This window comes from Kitasatospora sp. NPDC023176 (genome assembly GCF_055560495.1).
The window spans coordinates 56633-71956 of the sequence record NZ_JBVHIP010000027.1 but is presented as its reverse complement, the minus strand read 5'-3'; the positions used below and the strand labels follow the sequence as shown (position 1 = coordinate 71956).

Genomic DNA, 15324 nt, shown 5'->3' with positions numbered 1-15324 from the left:
GATCGTCTATGTCTACGCGCGGAGCATTGATCATGGTTTGTGCACACGCCCAGCAAAGCCGCTCGAACTGGCATTTGCCTCGGCTCTCACGGAGAATCGAATGCTGGGTGCCGGGCGCCCGAGTGCGCCCCGGCGGCATCGCCGCAACCGCACCCGAGGTGTAATTTCTCCCAGCCAGAGAGCCCATTCATGCGTTTCCTGAACGACCTCAAGCCCTCGTACGACCTGACGTACGACGACGTCTTCATGGTCCCCAGCCGTTCCGCCGTGGGCTCCCGGCAGGGTGTCGACCTCTCCTCGAACGACGGCACCGGCACCACCATCCCGCTGGTCGTCGCCAACATGACCGCCATCGCCGGCCGCCGGATGGCCGAGACCGTCGCCCGCCGCGGCGGCCTGGTCGCCATCCCCCAGGACATCCCCACCGAGGTCATCACCGACGTCATCTCCTGGGTCAAGCAGCGCCACCTGGTGGTCGACACCGCGATCACCCTGGACCCCGGCGCCACCGTCGCCGAGGCCCTCTCGCTGCTGCCCAAGCGCGCCCACGGCGCCCTCGTGGTGGTCGAGGACGGCAAGCCCGTCGGCGTCGTCACCGAGTCCGACTGCCAGAGCGTGGACCGCTTCACCAGCCTCGCCGACGTCATGTCCCGCGACCTGCTGCTGCTGGACGAGGGCACCGACCCGCGCACCGCCTTCGACAAGCTCACCGAGGCCCACCGCAAGCTCGCCCCGGTCGTCGACCGCGAGGGCAGGCTCGTCGGCCTGCTCACCCGCAAGAACGCGCTGCGCGCCACCCTGTACACCCCGGCCGTGGACGCCGACGGCAAGCTGCGGATCGCCGCCACCGTCGGCATCAACGGCGACGTCGCGGGCAAGGCCGAGGCGCTGATCAAGGCCGGCGCCGACGTGCTCGTCGTCGACACCGCGCACGGCCACCAGGAGAGCATGATCAGCGCGCTGCGCGCGGTGCGCGGCCTGGACCCGCGGATCCCGATCGTGGCCGGCAACGTGGTCTCCGCCGCCGGCGTGCGCGACCTGGTCGAGGCGGGCGCGGACATCCTCAAGGTCGGCGTCGGCCCCGGCGCCATGTGCACCACCCGGATGATGACCGGCGTCGGCCGCCCCCAGTTCTCCGCCGTCCTGGAGTGCGCCGCCGAGGCCCGCCGGCTCGGCAAGCACGTCTGGGCCGACGGCGGCGTGCGCCACCCGCGCGACGTCGCCATGGCGCTGGCCGCCGGCGCCTCCAACGTGATGATCGGCTCCTGGTTCGCCGGCACCTACGAGTCCCCGGGCGACCTCCAGACCGCTGCCGACGGCCGCCAGTACAAGGAGAGCTTCGGCATGGCCTCGGCCCGGGCCGTGAGCAACCGCACCGCCCAGGACTCCTCCTACGACCGGGCCCGCAAGGCGCTGTTCGAGGAGGGCATCTCGCACTCCCGGATGTTCCTCGACCCGGCCCGCCCGGGCGTCGAGGACCTGATCGACTCGATCGTGGCCGGCGTGCGCAGCTCCTGCACCTACGCGGGCGCCAACACCCTGGAGGAGTTCCACGAGAAGGCGATCGTGGGCATCCAGAGCGCGGCCGGCTACGCCGAGGGCAAGCCGCTGCACTCCAGCTGGGCCTGATCAGGTCCTGTTCCGGCTCGTGCCGTCGGCCGTCCGGTTCCCCGTCGCGGGGGGCCGGGCGGCCGCGGCCGTGTCGGGAGCCGTGGCGGGGGCGGTGACGGGGGCGGTTCGCGGGGCGGCGCCGTGGGTCCCGCCGCAGCCACCGTGGTTCCCACCGCAGCCGCTGTGGTGGCCCTCGTACGGCACCAGCGGGAGCAGCAGGGCGTGGCCGAGCAGCCCGACCGAGCCGTCCAGCGCCGCGCCGAAGGCCCGGGCGGCGGACGGGAGCGCGCGCAGCTCCCAGAGCGCCTGGACGGCGGACCAGGCCCCCTCCCGGGCGGCCTCGACCGACCAGGTGCCGAGCAGGTGGGTGAGCGGGCCGGCGTGGGCGGGTGACCCGGCGTGAGCGAGCGGCCCGGCGTGAGTGAGCGGCCCCGCGCACTCCGGCAGCTCGGCCCCGGGCAGCAGCTGCTCCCGGGCGACCGCCTCGACCTCGGCCAGCACCCCGTTGATCCGGTGGTAGTCCCTCTCGACCTCGGCGGGCACGCAGCCCCGGCGACGGCAGAGGTCCACCACCGCCAGCGGCAGGTCGTGCTGGATGTGGGCGTTCATCCCGGCCAGCGCGAACTGCAACGGGTGCACGCCCGGGTGGGCGCGCAGCGCGAACAGCGGCCGCCAGCAGGCGGGCGGCTCCTGCCCCGCGGCGTCGCTGTCCACGGCCAGCAGGTACCGCCCGGCGAACACCGCGTCCAGCTCGGCCATCGCCGACGGGTCGGCGAAGTACCCGTCCGCGAGCCGGTCGCGGACCGCCTCGGTGACGGTGAGGTAGAGCCGGTTGAAGACCGCCACCCCGTCGGCCAGGGGAAGGGCCGTCGCGATCTCCCGCAGTCGGCCGACCACCTCCTCGACCGTCGCCGGCGTACGGGCCGCAACCGTAGGGGCAGTTGCTGTTCCGGGCATGCGCCACCCTCCGATGCCGATCGTGCACTGATCGCATCATCGTGGCAGTGTGGAGGGCTGCCCGGTGCTCACGGCGCGCGCCCGTCGGGCCGGTGTCACACGATCAGGCCGACCCCGTCGCATCCGGCGCGGACTTGGCCGTGACTCTGGCGTTCCTTTACCTTCCCGCACCTCCTGCCATGATCCCGATCATGATCAACCGTCGTACCCTGATCGCCGCCTTCGCCGCGGCCCCGGCCCTCGGCACCCCCGCGAGCGCCGCGACAGCTACCCCTCCACCACGGCGCTCCACGCCGACCCGGCCCTGACCGAGGGCGTGGCCTACGGCCGCCGCCACCGCCGCCGCCACCTGATCGACGACCAGAGCCCGCAGGGCCGTACGGCATCCGGATTACCGTCATCGCGCCGCACGGCGGTGGCATCGAGGGCGGCGCCTCCGAACCGTGCCTGGCCGTCGCCGGCTACCACCCGGCCGGCCTCGCTCCGACCCCGGCCGCCGGGCCAGGCCCGCGTACCGGTGGGAGCGGCGGGCGTCAGCCCAGCTCGTACGCCAGCACGTAGGTGTGGGTGCCGGACTCGTCGACGGCCAGCCGGAACTCGCCGGTGATCCCGGCCAGTTCGCCCGACCCGGTGCCCGGCACCACGCGTATCGTCACCCCGGTGGTGTCCCAGGCGGCGTGCTGGAGCACGAACGAGCCCGCGCGCCCGTCCAGTTCGCCCGTCACGTGCTCCACCGCGACGTAGGAGGCCGGCCCGCCCGCCGCGTCGCCGACGGACAGCATCCGCACCTCGCCGCGCCCGCTCAGCCCGCCGGTGAAGGTCTTGGCGATCCGCGCCCGGCCGAGGACGGAGCCCTCCTGCTGCTCCGTCTCCACCGGCTCGAACGCCGTCACCACGAACGACCCGCTCGCCTCCGCCATGGCACGCTCCCCTCGTCGGTCCCGCCGGCGCTCGAGCCGAACGCCCGGCCGACACGCCCGGCCGATGTCTGATCGACCGTGTGGGGAGCCTCGCACACGCCAGTGACAATCGCGCCCGCGCTCCCGGCCGGATCCGAAGGAGCGGACCGCGCGCCGCAGCGGTCTCCTCGGCGGCCCCTCTACGGCCGCTTCCACGACCCCCTGGAGCGCCCCCTCAACAGCCTCCTCAGTGGTCCCAGCGCAGCGCCAGCAGCGCCGCGTCGTCGGCCAGCCCCGGGTCCCCGACCCAGCCCCGGACGTCCGCCAGCACGGCGTCCAGCAGGTCCGCCGGGCTGCTGCCGTGCAGTCCGGGCAGCCGCTCCGCCAGCGGGTAGAACCGGCCGTCGGGGTCCCGGGCCTCGGACACGCCGTCGGTGTGGAGCAGCAGCAGGTCTCCCGGGCTCGGGTCGAAGCGGCTCGCCGAGTAGTCCTGCCCGGTCAGCTCACGCAGACCCAGCGGCGGCGCCGGCACGGCCGGCGCCAGCTCGCCCACCCCACCCGCGCGGCGCAGCAGCGGGGGCGGATGGCCGCAGTTCACCACCCGCACCGGCTCCCGCCCGGCCGGGACGTCCAGCAGCAGCGCGGTGGCGAAGCGCCCGTCGCCGGGCCGGGCCGTGAGCGCCGCGTCCAGCCGCTCCGCCAGCCGCCCGGGATCGGGCTCGGTCCGCGCCGCCTCCCGGAACACCCCCAGGACGTCCGCCGCCGTCTCCACGGCCGGAAGCCCGTGCCCCTGCACGTCCCCCAGCAGGATCCGCACCCCGAAGCGGGTCTCCACCACGGCGTACAGGTCCCCGCCGATCCGCGCCTCGGCGGCCGCCGCGACGTACCGCACGGCCAGGCGCAGCGGCCCGATCCGCTCGGCGGGCGGTCGCAGCAGGGCCCGCTGGGCCGCCTCCGCCACCGTCCGGACCTGGTACAGCTCCCGCTCCCGGGCCGCCACCAGCACCACGCTGGCCGCGCTGGCCAGGGTCGCGGCCAGCACGGTGACCGGCACGCTGATCCGCACCGAGAGCGGCAGCACGGTGTTCGTCGACTCCAGCACACCGACCGCCAGCAGCGCCGCCGCGCCGACCAGCAGCGGCACCCGGGCCTTGCGGGTGGTGGCCCCGGCGAGCACCGGGGCCACCGCGAGCAGCGGCGACAGGGTCGCCCCCGGGCCGATCGCCAGGGCGGACACCACGGCGGCGACCAGCAGCACGAGAGCGCCGTACAGCAGCAGCCGGGTCCGCCGTGGCAGGTGCAGCGGCGGAAGCCCGTCCGGGCCGTCGGCTCTCACGCGAACTCCTCCAGGGGTCGAAGTGCTCCGGGCCCGAAGGCCTTCGACCCACTTTCCCCGCCCCGCCCCGGGTCAGCACCTCGGCGCGGGCCCGCCGGGGCCGCGCACCGGCGCCTGCCTTCGAACTCACGCCGCGGGGCGACGCTCCCCCAGCCTCCGGCCGGGAGGTCCCCTCAGTGCACGCACCTCGCCGCGTTGTCGTCGGTCGCCGACGGCCCCCGGCCCGGCGGCCGGGAGGCGCCCCACCGCATGGACTCCGCCCCCGGCCTCCGGCCGGGAGGTGCCTCCACCTCCGCCGGGCGATGCACGCCCCCGACGCCGCCCTGCCCGCTCTCCGGGCGGACGACGGGGGTGTGAAGGCAGGCCGTAGGCTGGGCCGGGAGATGAGACGCAAGAGCCACCGCCCGACCTCCCCCCTCCCGCAGCGCCGCGGCGTGGACCCGGTGCACCTGCGGCTGCCGCCGGAGGGCGACTGGCCGACGGTGCGGGACCACCTGGTCGAGCGGCTGCCCGTGGTGGCCGCGGCGCGGATCGAGGCGGCGCTGCGCGACGGCGAGATCGTCGGCGAGCAGGGCCCGATCGCCTTCGACGAACCGTTTCGCCCCGGCGCGCACCTGTGGTTCCACCGGGACCACCCGGCGGAGGTGCCGGTCCCGTTCGAACTGGTGGTGCTGCACCGCGACGAGCACCTGGTGGTCGTCGACAAGCCGCACTTCCTGGCCACCACCCCGCGCGGCCGGCACGTCGTGGAGACGGCGCTCTCCCGGCTGCGGCACGACCTCGACCTGCCCGCGCTCAGCCCCGCGCACCGGCTCGACCGGCTCACCGCGGGCCTGGCCATGTTCGTGGTCCGGCCCGAGGAGCGCGGTGCCTACCAGACGCTGTTCCGGGACCGCCAGGTCCGCAAGGAGTACCGGGCGGTCGCCCCGTACGACCCGGAGCTGAGCCTGCCGCGCACGGTGCGCAGCCACATCGTCAAGGAACGCGGGGTGATCGCCGCCCGGGAGCTGGACGCGCCGCCGAACAGCGAGAGCCGGATCGACCTGCTGGAGCACCGGGACGGCCTCGCCCGCTACCGGCTGCGGCCGCTCAGCGGGCGCACCCATCAGCTGCGGCTGCACATGAGCGGCCTCGGGCTGCCGATCCTCGGCGACCCGGTGTACCCGGTGGTCCTGCCCGAACCGGCCCCGGACGACTTCCGCCGGCCGCTGCAACTGCTCGCCTCGGCGATCGGGTTCACCGACCCGCTGACCGGCCGGGAGCGCCGCTTCGAGAGCCGCCGCGCGCTCGCCGCCTGGAGCGACCCGGCCGGCTGGGAGTCCGGGGCCTGACCTGGGTCCCGGGCCGCCTCCCGCCGCGCCCGTCGCCTCCCGCCGCGCCCCTCGCCGCCGGGCCGCCTCCCGCCGGGCCAGTTCCCGCCGGCCGACTCCCGCCGGGCCGGGCGGGAACCCGGTCCGGCCTGGTCCGGCCTGGTCCTAGGTCCGGCCGGCGATCTAGGGCGAACGGAGGACCTGGTCCCGGTTCCGACGGCCGATCCGCCGGCCGCCCGGCGGCGCGATCGTTGGGCCATGAACGCAGCAGCGCACACCGCACCCGCCCCCATCGCCCTGGTCACCGGCGCCTCCCGCGGCCTCGGGCTGGCCCTCTCCCAGGCCCTCGCCGCCGAGGGCTGGCGGCTGGTGATCACCGCCCGCGGCGCGGACGAACTCGCCGAGGCCGCGGCCGGCCTGGCCGCCGTCACCGAGGTGGTCGCCCTGCCGGGCTCCATCGTCGACGACGACCACCGGGCCCACCTGGCCGAGGCCGCCGAGCGCCTCGGCGGCGCGAGCCTCCTGGTCAACAACGCCGGTACGCTCAACGGCGCCGCCGCCCCCGGCGGCGAACCGCTGCCCCGGCTGGCCGACTTCCCGCTGCCGGACCTGCTGGAGGTCTTCGAGGTCAACGCGCTCGCCCCGATCGCGCTCACCCAGCTCGTCCTGCCCCAACTGCGCGCTCACTCCGGTGCCGTGCTCAACATCAGCTCGGACGCCGCCGTGGTGCCCTACCTCGGCTGGGGCGGCTACGGCGCCAGCAAGGCAGCCCTCGACCTGGCCACCGCCGTACTCGCCAGGGAGGAGCCGCAGTTGAGCGTCTGGGCGGTCGACCCGGGCGGGATGAACACCCGGATGCTGCAGGAGGCCAGCCCCGGCGAGGACATCTCCGGCGAGCCGCTGCCCGAGCAGATCGCGCCCGTCCTGCTGGGCCTGCTGCGCGACCGCACCCCCTCCGGCCGCTACCGCGCGGAGGAGCTGGCCGCGGCGCCGGCCGCCGACCGGGGCGGGCGATGACCACCCTGGACGAGCTGGGCCCCGAGGTGACCGTCCCGCCCGAACTCTCCGCCCGCGCACCGGCGGAGGCGCGCGGTGGGGCCCGGGACGGCGTACGGATGCTGGTCGGCCGTCGGGCCGCCGGCACCGTGGAACACCGCCGCTTCACCGAACTGCCCGAGGTGCTGCACCCGGGGGACCTCCTGGTGGTCAACAACTCGGCGACCCTCCCGGCCGCACTGCCGGGTCTGCTGCCCGACGGCACCCCGGTCGCGCTGCACCTGTCCTCCGCCCAGCCGGACCAACAGGGCGCCTACCTGGTCGAGTTGCGCCGAGTGGAGCCGGGCCGGGCGGCGGCCTACTACCCGCCGGGGGAGTCCCCGGCCCGCCCGGGCCTGGGCGTCGCGCTGCCGGCCGGTGGCGCCGCGGAGCTGGTGCAGCCCTTCACCGCCCGCCTCTGGTACGCCGAACTCGACCTGCCCGCACCCCTGGTGCGGTACCTGGAGCTGCACGGGCGGGCGATCCGGTACGGCTACGTGGACCGCGACTGGCCGATCGAGGCCTATCAGACGGTCTTCGCAACCGTCCCCGGCAGCAGCGAAATGCCCAGCGCGGCCCGTCCGTTCACGCCCGGAACGGTGGCGCGGCTGGCCGGTCGGGGCGTCCTGGTCGCGCCGATCACCCTGCACACCGGGGTGGCCTCGCCGGAGGCCCATGAGGCCCCGTACACCGAGCGCTTCCACGTCCCGGCGGCCACCGCCCGGCTGGTCGGCCATGTCCGCTCCGGCGGCGGCCGGGTGATCGCCGTCGGCACCACCGTCGTCCGCGCCCTGGAGTCGGCCGTCGGGCCGGACGGCACCCTCCAGGAGGCGGACGGCTGGACGGAGTTGGTCATCACCCCGGAACGCGGGGTCCGCGCGGTGGACGGCCTGCTCACCGGCTGGCACGAACCGCGCGCCTCCCACCTGCTGATGCTCGCCGCCGTCGCGGGCCGCCCGCTGCTGGCGTCCTGCTACCGCGAGGCGGTGCAACGGCGCTACCTGTGGCACGAGTTCGGTGACGTCAACCTGCTGCTGCCGGACTGAGGCCGGGCCGAGCGGGCGCGCCGACCGAGCGCCGGACGGGCCATGCGGCGCCGCTCAGGCCAGCAGGGTCCGCGCGACCAGCTCGGTGTCCAGGTACTCGCGGACGGCGGTGATCAGGCCGTTCTCCACGGTGAACACGCCCAGGCAGTGGTTCTCGTACGCGGCGCCGTTGGCCGCCTTCCCGACGGCGGTCCACTCGGCCACCGCCAGCGGGCCGTCGGCGAGGACGCGGGTGAGGGTGAGGGTCGGCAGGCCGTCGGAGGCGAACAGGGTGCCGACCCGGCCGAGGAAGTCGCCGAAGATCTCCTGCTTGCCGCGCCAGGTGCGGGAGAGTTCCAGGCTGCCCGGGTAGGCCCAGGTGGCGTCCTCGGCGAACAGGGCGATGGCGGCGTCGCGTTCCCCGGCGGCGAGCCGGGTGACGTACTCGGTGACGACGGTGCGGGCGTCGGTCTGCTGCATGGGGGGCTCCTGTGCTCCGTCCGGTCGGGGCTCTCCCGCCGTGGCACCAGCAAAGCCCGGGGGCCGTCCGGGCGGCCAACAACCCCGGGTGCCGACCGACAGCCGTCCGTTGTTCATCCAGGTGGGAAGTCCGGTGGCAGCTCCAGCTCGAACCAGACCACCTTGCCGTCCGCGGTCCGACGGCTGCCCCAGCGGTGCGCCAGCTCGTTGACCAGGTGGATGCCGCGCCCGCCCTCGTCCTCGGTGCGGGCCTCGCGCATCCGGGGCGTCCCGCTCTCCCGGTCGGCGACCTCCACGGTGAGCACCTGGTCGCAGAACAGCCGTAGCTGGGTGGGCGATCCGGCGTGCACCAGGGCGTTGGTGATCAGCTCGCTGGTGAGCAACTCGGCCCAGTCGGCGAGTTCGGTCAGGCCCCAGGCGGAGAGCGTCTCACGGGTGAAGCGGCGCGAGTGGGCGACCATCGCGCGGTCGCCGGTGAGCGGCAGGGCGGCGATCCGGTCGGCGCCCGCCGGGCGGACCTGCGCCATGATGACGGCGATGTCGTCCTCGACGGCGCGCCCGGTGAGTTGGGTCAGGACGGCGTCGCAGGTCTGTTCCAGTGAGCGGCGCCGGTCGGCGACCGTACGGCGGAGCAGGTCCAGGCCCTCGTCCAGGTCGTGGCCGCGGTGCTCGACCAGTCCGTCGGTGTAGAGGGTCAGGATGGCCTGCTCGGGGAGGGTGAACTCGACGCTCTCGAACGGGACTCCGCCCACGCCGAGCGGTGCGCCGGGCGGCAGCTCGACCAGCCGGGCGTTGCCCTCGGTGTCGGCGACCACGGGCGGCAGGTGGCCGGCGCAGGCGGCGGTGCAGCCGCGGTCCGCCGGGTCGTAGACCACGCAGACACAGGTGGCGAACTGGCCCTCGCCGAGCGCCGCGGTGGCCTCGTCCAGCCGGTGCAGGACCCGGACCGGGTCCAACTCAAGGGTGATCAACGTCCTGGCCACCGTCCGTAGTTGGCCCATGGTGGCGGCGGCCCGGATGCCGTGGCCCATCACGTCCCCGACGATCAGCGCGACCCGCCCGGAGGACAGCGGCACCACGTCGAACCAGTCGCCGCCGACCTCGCTGACCACGCTGCTGGGCAGGTAGCGGTAGGCGAGTTCCAGGCCGAGGGTGCGGTGGATCTCCTGCGGCAGCAGGCTGCGTTGGAGGGTCAGCGCGGTGTCCCGCTCCCGGCGGTAGAGCCGGCCGTTGTCGATCGCCAGCGCGGTGCGCGCGGCCAACTCCTCGGCCAGCGAACGGTCCGCCGGGCCGAACGGCACCGGATTGTGGGTACGGATGAACTCCGCGCCGCCCAGCACCAGTCCGCGCGCCACCAGCGGCACCATCAGGTACGAGTGCAGCCCGGCGGCCAGGCCCGGCTGCACCCGGTCGGGGGAGGCCACGATCCGTCGCAACTCCTTCTCGGTCACCTCGGAGACCAGGATCGACCGCCGGGTGCGCAGGCTCTGCGCGTACACCTCGGCCGACTGCGAGGTCTCGCCGACCTGGTCCGCCGCCGCCGTCATGGTGCCGTCGGCCGCCGCCTCGCCGACCGCCACCGCCCGCATCAGCACCGGTCCGGCCTTCGGCACCGGCCCCGGCTCCTCGCCGCCGAGCACCGCGTCGCGCAGATCCACCGTGACGAAGTCGGCGAAGCGTGGCAGCACCACCTCCACCAACTCCCGTGCCGTACGGTGCAGATCCAGCGTGGTGCCGATCCGGTTGCTGGCCTCGTTCAGCAGACCCAGCCGCTGCTGGGCGGCCCAGGCCTCGTCCAGCGCCCGCTGCCGGGCGGCGGCCGCGTCGCGCTCCCGGGTGAACAGCAGCGCGTTGTCGATCGACACCGCCGCCCGCACCGCCAACTCCCCGGCCAGCGCCAGGTCCTCGTCCTCGTACGGGCGCTCGACCAGGGTCCGGTAGAAGCCCGCCACACCGACCGCGCTGCCGCGCGCGATCAGCGGCACGACCATGAACGAGCGCACGTTCTGCTCCCGCACCGCGGCGGTGCGCACCGGATCGTCGGCGAACCAGGCCATCCCCTCCTCGTCCATCCGCGGCACCAGCACCGGCCGCCGGTGTGCCAGGCTCCACGCGTACGGCGAACCGGGCAGGAAGCGGTGCACCCCGCCCGTCCGGGCGATCGGCGCCAGGGTGGAGCCGCGCACCGAGTGGAACGCCATCCGCCGCAACAACGCCGAACCGTCCTCCGGGGCGCGGACCTCCCGCTCACCGCGCACCAGCTCCTCCAGCACCTCCACCACCACCGTGTCGGCCAGCCTGGGCGTCGCCACCTCGGCCAACTCGTGGGCGGTGCGGTCGAGATCGAGCGTGGTGCCGATCCGGGCGGACGCCGCGTTGACCAGTGCCAGCCGCTCCTGCGCGGCCTTTGCCTCGCGCAACGCCTGCTGCCGGGCCAGCACGGTCTGGTGCTGGCGCAGGTACAGCCGGGCGTTGTCGATCGCGACGGCCGCGCGCGAGGCCAGCTCGTCGCCCAGGGTGATGTCGGCCTCCGCGAAGGACTCGCGCTCGCCGCGCCGCGAATACACCACCATGCCCAGCGTGGTGCCGCGCGCCACCAGCGGCGTGATCCGCACCGAACGCGGCCGGTCGCCCAGGAACGCCCGGCGGCGGCTCTCGCTCAGGGTGTCGGCCAGCGGCGACAGGTCCCAGGACGGCACCACCACCGTCCGCCCGGTGATCAGCGCCCGGGCGTACGGGGAGTCCGGCGGCAGCTCGTACACCGAATCCACCGGCAGCGCCTCCGCCGGATACAGCGGATCGGCGGAGGTCAGCGCCAGCCGGCGGACCGACTGCGGGGCGTCCGGCACGGGCGGCTCGACGTTGCGCCCGGCGATCAGCGCCTCCAGGGCGAACACCCCGCTGAGGTCCGCGACCCGGGGCACCATCGCATCGGCCAACTCCCGGGCGGTCTGCCGCAGGTCCAGCGTGGTGCCGATCGAGGCGGTCGCGTCGACCAGCAGCGACAGTCGCTCCTGCGCCCGGGCCGCCCTCGCGTCGGCGCGGTAGCGCTCCGTGACGTCGATGACGGTCGCGCTCACCCCGAGCACCCGCCCGCCCCGGTCCGCCAGCCGGAAGTACGAGGCGGACCAGGCGTGCTCCCGCTGCGGATCCCCCGGCGTACGGCCGTGCGAGCGGAAGTCCACCACCGGCCGGCCGCTCGCCAGCACCTGCCGCATCACCGCCTCGGCATCGGCGGCGTTGATCCCCGGCAGCACCTCGGTCAGCCGGCGGCCCAGATGCTCCCCGACGGCCAGGCCGTCGGACAGGGCAAGCGCCTCGTTCAGCCGGACGTACCGCAACTCCGCGTCGAACACGGCCATGCCGACCGGGGACTGGGTGAAGAAACCGTCCAGCACGGCCAAGTCCGACTGGATCCGGCGCAGCGTCGTCACCTCGGACGCCACCGCCAGCACCAGCGGCACCCCACCGGGCCCGCGAACCGGATGGGTGCGGAACTCCAGATTCACCAGGTGCCCGTCCCGGTGCCGCACCGGGAACACCCCGGACCACTCCCGGCCCGCCAGGATCTCCCGGAACAGCTCCAGCACCTCGGGCCGCTGCTCGTCGGAGGTCAGCAGCCGGGCCGCCTTGGCCCCCACCGCCTCGTCCGCACGGTAACCGAGCAGTGCCTCCGCGTCTCCGCTCCAGTGCAGGATCCGCCCGTCGGCCTCGATCAGCGCCGTGGCGATCGGCACCAGCAGCAGGGCGTCCTGCTGAGGCTCCCCCCGGCGCTGCGCGTCGTCGTCCACCATGGCCAGAGAACCGCCCGGAGCTCGTTGCCACCAGCCCTGCCATCCTCGCACGCGGCCCCCACGCCCCGCCCCTCGTGGCCCTGGCACCACCCACCGCCGCAGCCCGGCGGCAACTCTCCTTCGTGTACGGGAAGTCGGCCCGGACGGCTGTCGCACGGGCACCGGCCGCTGCGATCCTCGAAGCCGGCACGGCCGCACCCCGCTCAAGGAGGCCCCATGCCCGACTTCGGTGGAGGATTCACCGACCCTGTCTCGACCGACCCCGACGAGCCCGACCCCGACCCCGACCAACGCGAGGAACTCCCCGACGACCCCACCGAGGACACCCCCGACGAATAACCACCGCACTCCCCACCGGACCACCGCCCGCCGGCGCGTGCCCCCACCGGGCGGCGGCCCGGCCGCGCATGGGAAGTCGGCAGGGCCGACCTCCCGTGCCTGCCTGGCGGCAGCTCCGCCGTGCCCCGGAGGCTTTCCCGCTCGCCGTTCGGGCTTTGTGTGTGCGGGGGCTGCACCGCGCGTGGGTAGTCGGGCCCGTCGACTTCCCACGGGCGGTGCAGCGGGAGAGCGCGGTGTCGCCGGCCGGTCCACACCGCCTGGCCGGTCAGCTGTGGCTGTGCGGGTTCGGGGGTTCGCTGTGCGCAGGAAGTCGGCCGGTTCGACTTCCGGTGCGCGGGGCCCGTTCCGGGTCAGCGGGTGGTGGCGGGTTCGCGGGTGGGTGGTGTGGGCTGTGGGGTCGGGTCGGCGCGGCGGGCGGCGAGGGTCAGGGCGGCCCCGATGAGGCAGAGGACGGCGGCGACCAGGACGGCGCGGTCGGTGCCGGTCGCCAGGGCGTGGGCGGCGGCCTCGGGGCCGGCGGTGGCGGGGTGGGCGGAGCCGGCGACGGCGACCGTCACGGCTACGCCCAGGGCCGAGCCGAGGTAGCGGGAGGTGTTGTTGGCGCCCGAGCCCATGGCGGCCCGGTGGGCGGGGACGCTGCTGACCGCGAGCCGGGCGAGGGCCGCGTTGAGGACGCCGCTGCCGAGACCGGCCACGGCCAGGCCTGGGGCCAGTCGGAGCCAGGAGGAGCCGGGGGTGAGCCCGTACAGTCCGGCCTCGCCGAGGCCGCAGATCAGCAGGCCGAGGGCGACCTGGGCGGCGGCCGAGAGGTGGGTGGCCAGTCGTCGGGCCTGGAGGGCGGCGACCACGGACAGGCCGGACCACAGGGCGAGCACGCCGCCCGCGGCCAGGCCGGAGAGGCCGAGCACGCCCTGGAGCAGAGTGGGCAGGTAGCTCATGAAGCCGACCAGTGAGAGCCCGGTGAACAGGGCGCCGCCGGTCGCGGCGATGAAGCCGGGGCTGCGGAAGAGCGCCAGGTCGAGCATCGGCTCGCGGACCGTCGCCTCGACCGCCACGAAGGCGGCGAGCAGCACCACCCCGCCCACCAGCAGCGTCACCACCACGGGTCGCCCCCACCCGCTGCGGCCCTCGGCGAGTCCGGCGATGAGCAGGGTGGTTCCGGCGGCGAGGGTGAGCACGCCGTACGGGTCGAGCGCGCGGGGCCGCTCGGCCCGGGATTCGGTGAGGCAGACGGCGGCGCAGGCGGCGACGGCGGCCGAGAGGACGGCGAGTCCGCCGCCGACCGCGCGCCAGTCGGCCCACTGCTGGACGAGGGCGCCGTAGACCGGCCCGACCGCGATGCCGAGGCCGACGGCCGCGCCCCAGATCCCGAGCGCCCGGATCCGTTCGGGCCCGGCCGGGTGGGCGTGGCTGATCAGGCCGAGCGCGGGCGCCAGGATCGCGGCGGAGGCGACGCCGAGCAGGACCCGGGCGGCCAGGTAGACGGTGGCGCCGGGGGCGAGGGCGGCCAGGGCCTCGGCGGTGGCGAACAGCAGCACGCCGACGGTGAAGACCCGCTTGCGGCCGTGGTCGTCGGCGGCGCTGCCGGCGGTGAGCAGGAGGGCCGAGATGCCGACCAGGGTGCCGGTGAGGATCCAGGTGCGGCCCGAGGCGCCGAGGTGGGCGGCCTGGGCGGTGGCGGCGAGCGAGGCGGTGGGGGCGGTGTAGGCGACGGTGACCAGGGCGGTCGCGGCCGCGGTGACGGCCAGTGTGGCGCGGGGACGCACCGGGGTGGCGGAGCCGGGTGGTGCGGGGGACATGGGGGTGCCTCCGGAGGACGGACCGATGGGTCTGGTGAATGAACCTTCGTCTCGGGCAGCACGCTACCACTGCAAGTCTGTTCATTGAACCCATGGCGGGCGTGGACTACGCTGGCCCGCATGGCGCTGGGAACCGACTACGAACTGCAGGACTGCGCACTCGCCCGCGCCCTGGAGGTGGTCGGCGAACGCTGGAGCCTGCTGATCCTCCGCGACGCGTTCTACGGAGTGCAGCGCTTCAACGACTTCCTCGCCCACCTCGGCATCCCGCGCGCCGTCCTCACCGCGCGCCTCAACGCCCTGGTCGCGGCCGGGGTGCTGCGCAAGGAGCCGTACCAGCAGGCGCCGCTGCGCCACGGCTACCTGCTCACCGACATCGGCCTCGAACTCTGGGGGCCGCTCTACCAGTTGAGCCGCTGGGGCGGGCGGCACGCCACCCCGGGCGGCCCGCACCACCTGTTCGCGCACGTCGTCTGCGGCACCGATCTGGACGTCATCGGCGCCTGCCCCACCTGCGGCGGCGGACCCGTTCCCCCGGCCGAGGTCGCGATGCGCCCCAACCCCGCCCACGCCGAGGGTCAGCGCGAGGATCCGGTCTCCCGCGCCCTGGTCCGCCCGCACCTGCTGCTCGAACCGATCGCCTCGGCCGCGGCGGCGTAGCGGGAGGGCCGCCGGGCGTCGCCGGGGGCGGGCACGCCGACGGGGCCGCCGGCAGGGCGGGGCCGCCGGCAGGTCGCCG

At 75.3% G+C, this 15324-nt stretch carries 12 protein-coding genes; 6 read left to right on the top strand and 6 right to left on the bottom strand.

Annotation, left to right across the window (positions count from 1 at the left end):
- Positions 1–189 precede the first annotated feature (189 nt).
- Complete coding sequence (locus ACZ3YL_RS30140) at positions 190–1629, top strand: GuaB1 family IMP dehydrogenase-related protein (protein WP_188305518.1); 1440 nt, start codon at positions 190–192, stop codon at positions 1627–1629.
- Here ACZ3YL_RS30140 and ACZ3YL_RS30135 read toward each other — a convergent pair whose 3' ends face one another.
- From ACZ3YL_RS30135 to ACZ3YL_RS30125, 3 genes are all read right to left on the bottom strand, one after another.
- Positions 1630–2568, bottom strand: a complete 939-nt coding sequence (locus ACZ3YL_RS30135) for a DUF5995 family protein (RefSeq protein WP_317621121.1) — start codon at positions 2566–2568, stop codon at positions 1630–1632. It lies immediately after the preceding gene.
- Positions 2569–3101: 533 nt separating this feature from the next.
- A complete protein-coding gene (locus ACZ3YL_RS30130) occupies positions 3102–3488 on the bottom strand; it encodes a DUF3224 domain-containing protein (protein WP_188305517.1) in 387 nt (128 codons plus the stop codon).
- Positions 3489–3714: 226 nt separating this feature from the next.
- Positions 3715–4803, bottom strand: coding sequence for a PP2C family protein-serine/threonine phosphatase (locus ACZ3YL_RS30125; RefSeq protein ID WP_465660467.1), 1089 nt, complete (start codon positions 4801–4803; stop codon positions 3715–3717).
- Positions 4804–5186: 383 nt separating this feature from the next.
- Between ACZ3YL_RS30125 and ACZ3YL_RS30120 the strand changes: the two genes are divergently transcribed.
- The 3 genes from ACZ3YL_RS30120 (at position 5187) to ACZ3YL_RS30110 (ending at position 8194) form a co-directional block, all read left to right on the top strand.
- Positions 5187–6134, top strand: a complete 948-nt coding sequence (locus ACZ3YL_RS30120) for a pseudouridine synthase (protein WP_465660466.1) — start codon at positions 5187–5189, stop codon at positions 6132–6134.
- A gap of 237 nt (positions 6135–6371) precedes the next feature.
- Positions 6372–7130, top strand: a complete 759-nt coding sequence (locus ACZ3YL_RS30115) for an SDR family oxidoreductase (protein ID WP_188302731.1) — start codon at positions 6372–6374, stop codon at positions 7128–7130.
- Complete coding sequence (locus ACZ3YL_RS30110) at positions 7127–8194, top strand: S-adenosylmethionine:tRNA ribosyltransferase-isomerase (RefSeq protein ID WP_188302732.1); 1068 nt, start codon at positions 7127–7129, stop codon at positions 8192–8194. Before ACZ3YL_RS30115 ends, ACZ3YL_RS30110 begins: the two co-directional genes overlap by 4 nt.
- A 54-nt stretch (positions 8195–8248) precedes the next feature.
- Here the strand turns inward: ACZ3YL_RS30110 and ACZ3YL_RS30105 are convergent, their stop codons facing one another.
- Positions 8249–8653, bottom strand: coding sequence for a nuclear transport factor 2 family protein (locus tag ACZ3YL_RS30105; RefSeq protein WP_465660465.1), 405 nt, complete (start codon positions 8651–8653; stop codon positions 8249–8251).
- 113 nt (positions 8654–8766) lie between these two features.
- A complete protein-coding gene (locus ACZ3YL_RS30100; protein ID WP_465660464.1) occupies positions 8767–12447 on the bottom strand; it encodes a SpoIIE family protein phosphatase in 3681 nt (1226 codons plus the stop codon).
- A 216-nt stretch (positions 12448–12663) separates the two neighbouring features.
- On the opposite strand from ACZ3YL_RS30100, the gene ACZ3YL_RS30095 reads away from it, so the two are divergent.
- Positions 12664–12786, top strand: coding sequence for a hypothetical protein (locus tag ACZ3YL_RS30095; protein ID WP_465660463.1), 123 nt, complete (start codon positions 12664–12666; stop codon positions 12784–12786).
- A gap of 350 nt (positions 12787–13136) precedes the next feature.
- Here the strand turns inward: ACZ3YL_RS30095 and ACZ3YL_RS30090 are convergent, their stop codons facing one another.
- On the bottom strand, positions 13137–14585 hold the full coding sequence (locus tag ACZ3YL_RS30090; RefSeq protein WP_188302735.1) for an MFS transporter: 1449 nt from the start codon (positions 14583–14585) through the stop codon (positions 13137–13139).
- 120 nt (positions 14586–14705) lie between these two features.
- Between ACZ3YL_RS30090 and ACZ3YL_RS30085 the strand changes: the two genes are divergently transcribed.
- Positions 14706–15245, top strand: a complete 540-nt coding sequence (locus ACZ3YL_RS30085) for a winged helix-turn-helix transcriptional regulator (protein ID WP_188302736.1) — start codon at positions 14706–14708, stop codon at positions 15243–15245.
- Positions 15246–15324: the final 79 nt, after the last annotated feature.

What these genes read in the sequence shown, in the direction of transcription:
- ACZ3YL_RS30110 (WP_188302732.1), top strand. Translation starts at nt 7,127, where the DNA reads ATGACCACCCTGGACGAGCTGGGCCCCGAGGTGACCGTCCCGCCCGAA.
- ACZ3YL_RS30140 (WP_188305518.1), top strand. Translation starts at nt 190, where the DNA reads ATGCGTTTCCTGAACGACCTCAAGCCCTCGTACGACCTGACGTACGAC.
- ACZ3YL_RS30105 (WP_465660465.1), bottom strand. Translation starts at nt 8,653, where the DNA reads ATGCAGCAGACCGACGCCCGCACCGTCGTCACCGAGTACGTCACCCGG.
- ACZ3YL_RS30100 (WP_465660464.1), bottom strand. Translation starts at nt 12,447, where the DNA reads ATGGTGGACGACGACGCGCAGCGCCGGGGGGAGCCTCAGCAGGACGCC.
- ACZ3YL_RS30135 (WP_317621121.1), bottom strand. Translation starts at nt 2,568, where the DNA reads ATGCCCGGAACAGCAACTGCCCCTACGGTTGCGGCCCGTACGCCGGCG.
- ACZ3YL_RS30085 (WP_188302736.1), top strand. Translation starts at nt 14,706, where the DNA reads ATGGCGCTGGGAACCGACTACGAACTGCAGGACTGCGCACTCGCCCGC.
- ACZ3YL_RS30130 (WP_188305517.1), bottom strand. Translation starts at nt 3,488, where the DNA reads ATGGCGGAGGCGAGCGGGTCGTTCGTGGTGACGGCGTTCGAGCCGGTG.
- ACZ3YL_RS30120 (WP_465660466.1), top strand. Translation starts at nt 5,187, where the DNA reads ATGAGACGCAAGAGCCACCGCCCGACCTCCCCCCTCCCGCAGCGCCGC.
- ACZ3YL_RS30095 (WP_465660463.1), top strand. Translation starts at nt 12,664, where the DNA reads ATGCCCGACTTCGGTGGAGGATTCACCGACCCTGTCTCGACCGACCCC.
- ACZ3YL_RS30115 (WP_188302731.1), top strand. Translation starts at nt 6,372, where the DNA reads ATGAACGCAGCAGCGCACACCGCACCCGCCCCCATCGCCCTGGTCACC.
- ACZ3YL_RS30090 (WP_188302735.1), bottom strand. Translation starts at nt 14,585, where the DNA reads ATGTCCCCCGCACCACCCGGCTCCGCCACCCCGGTGCGTCCCCGCGCC.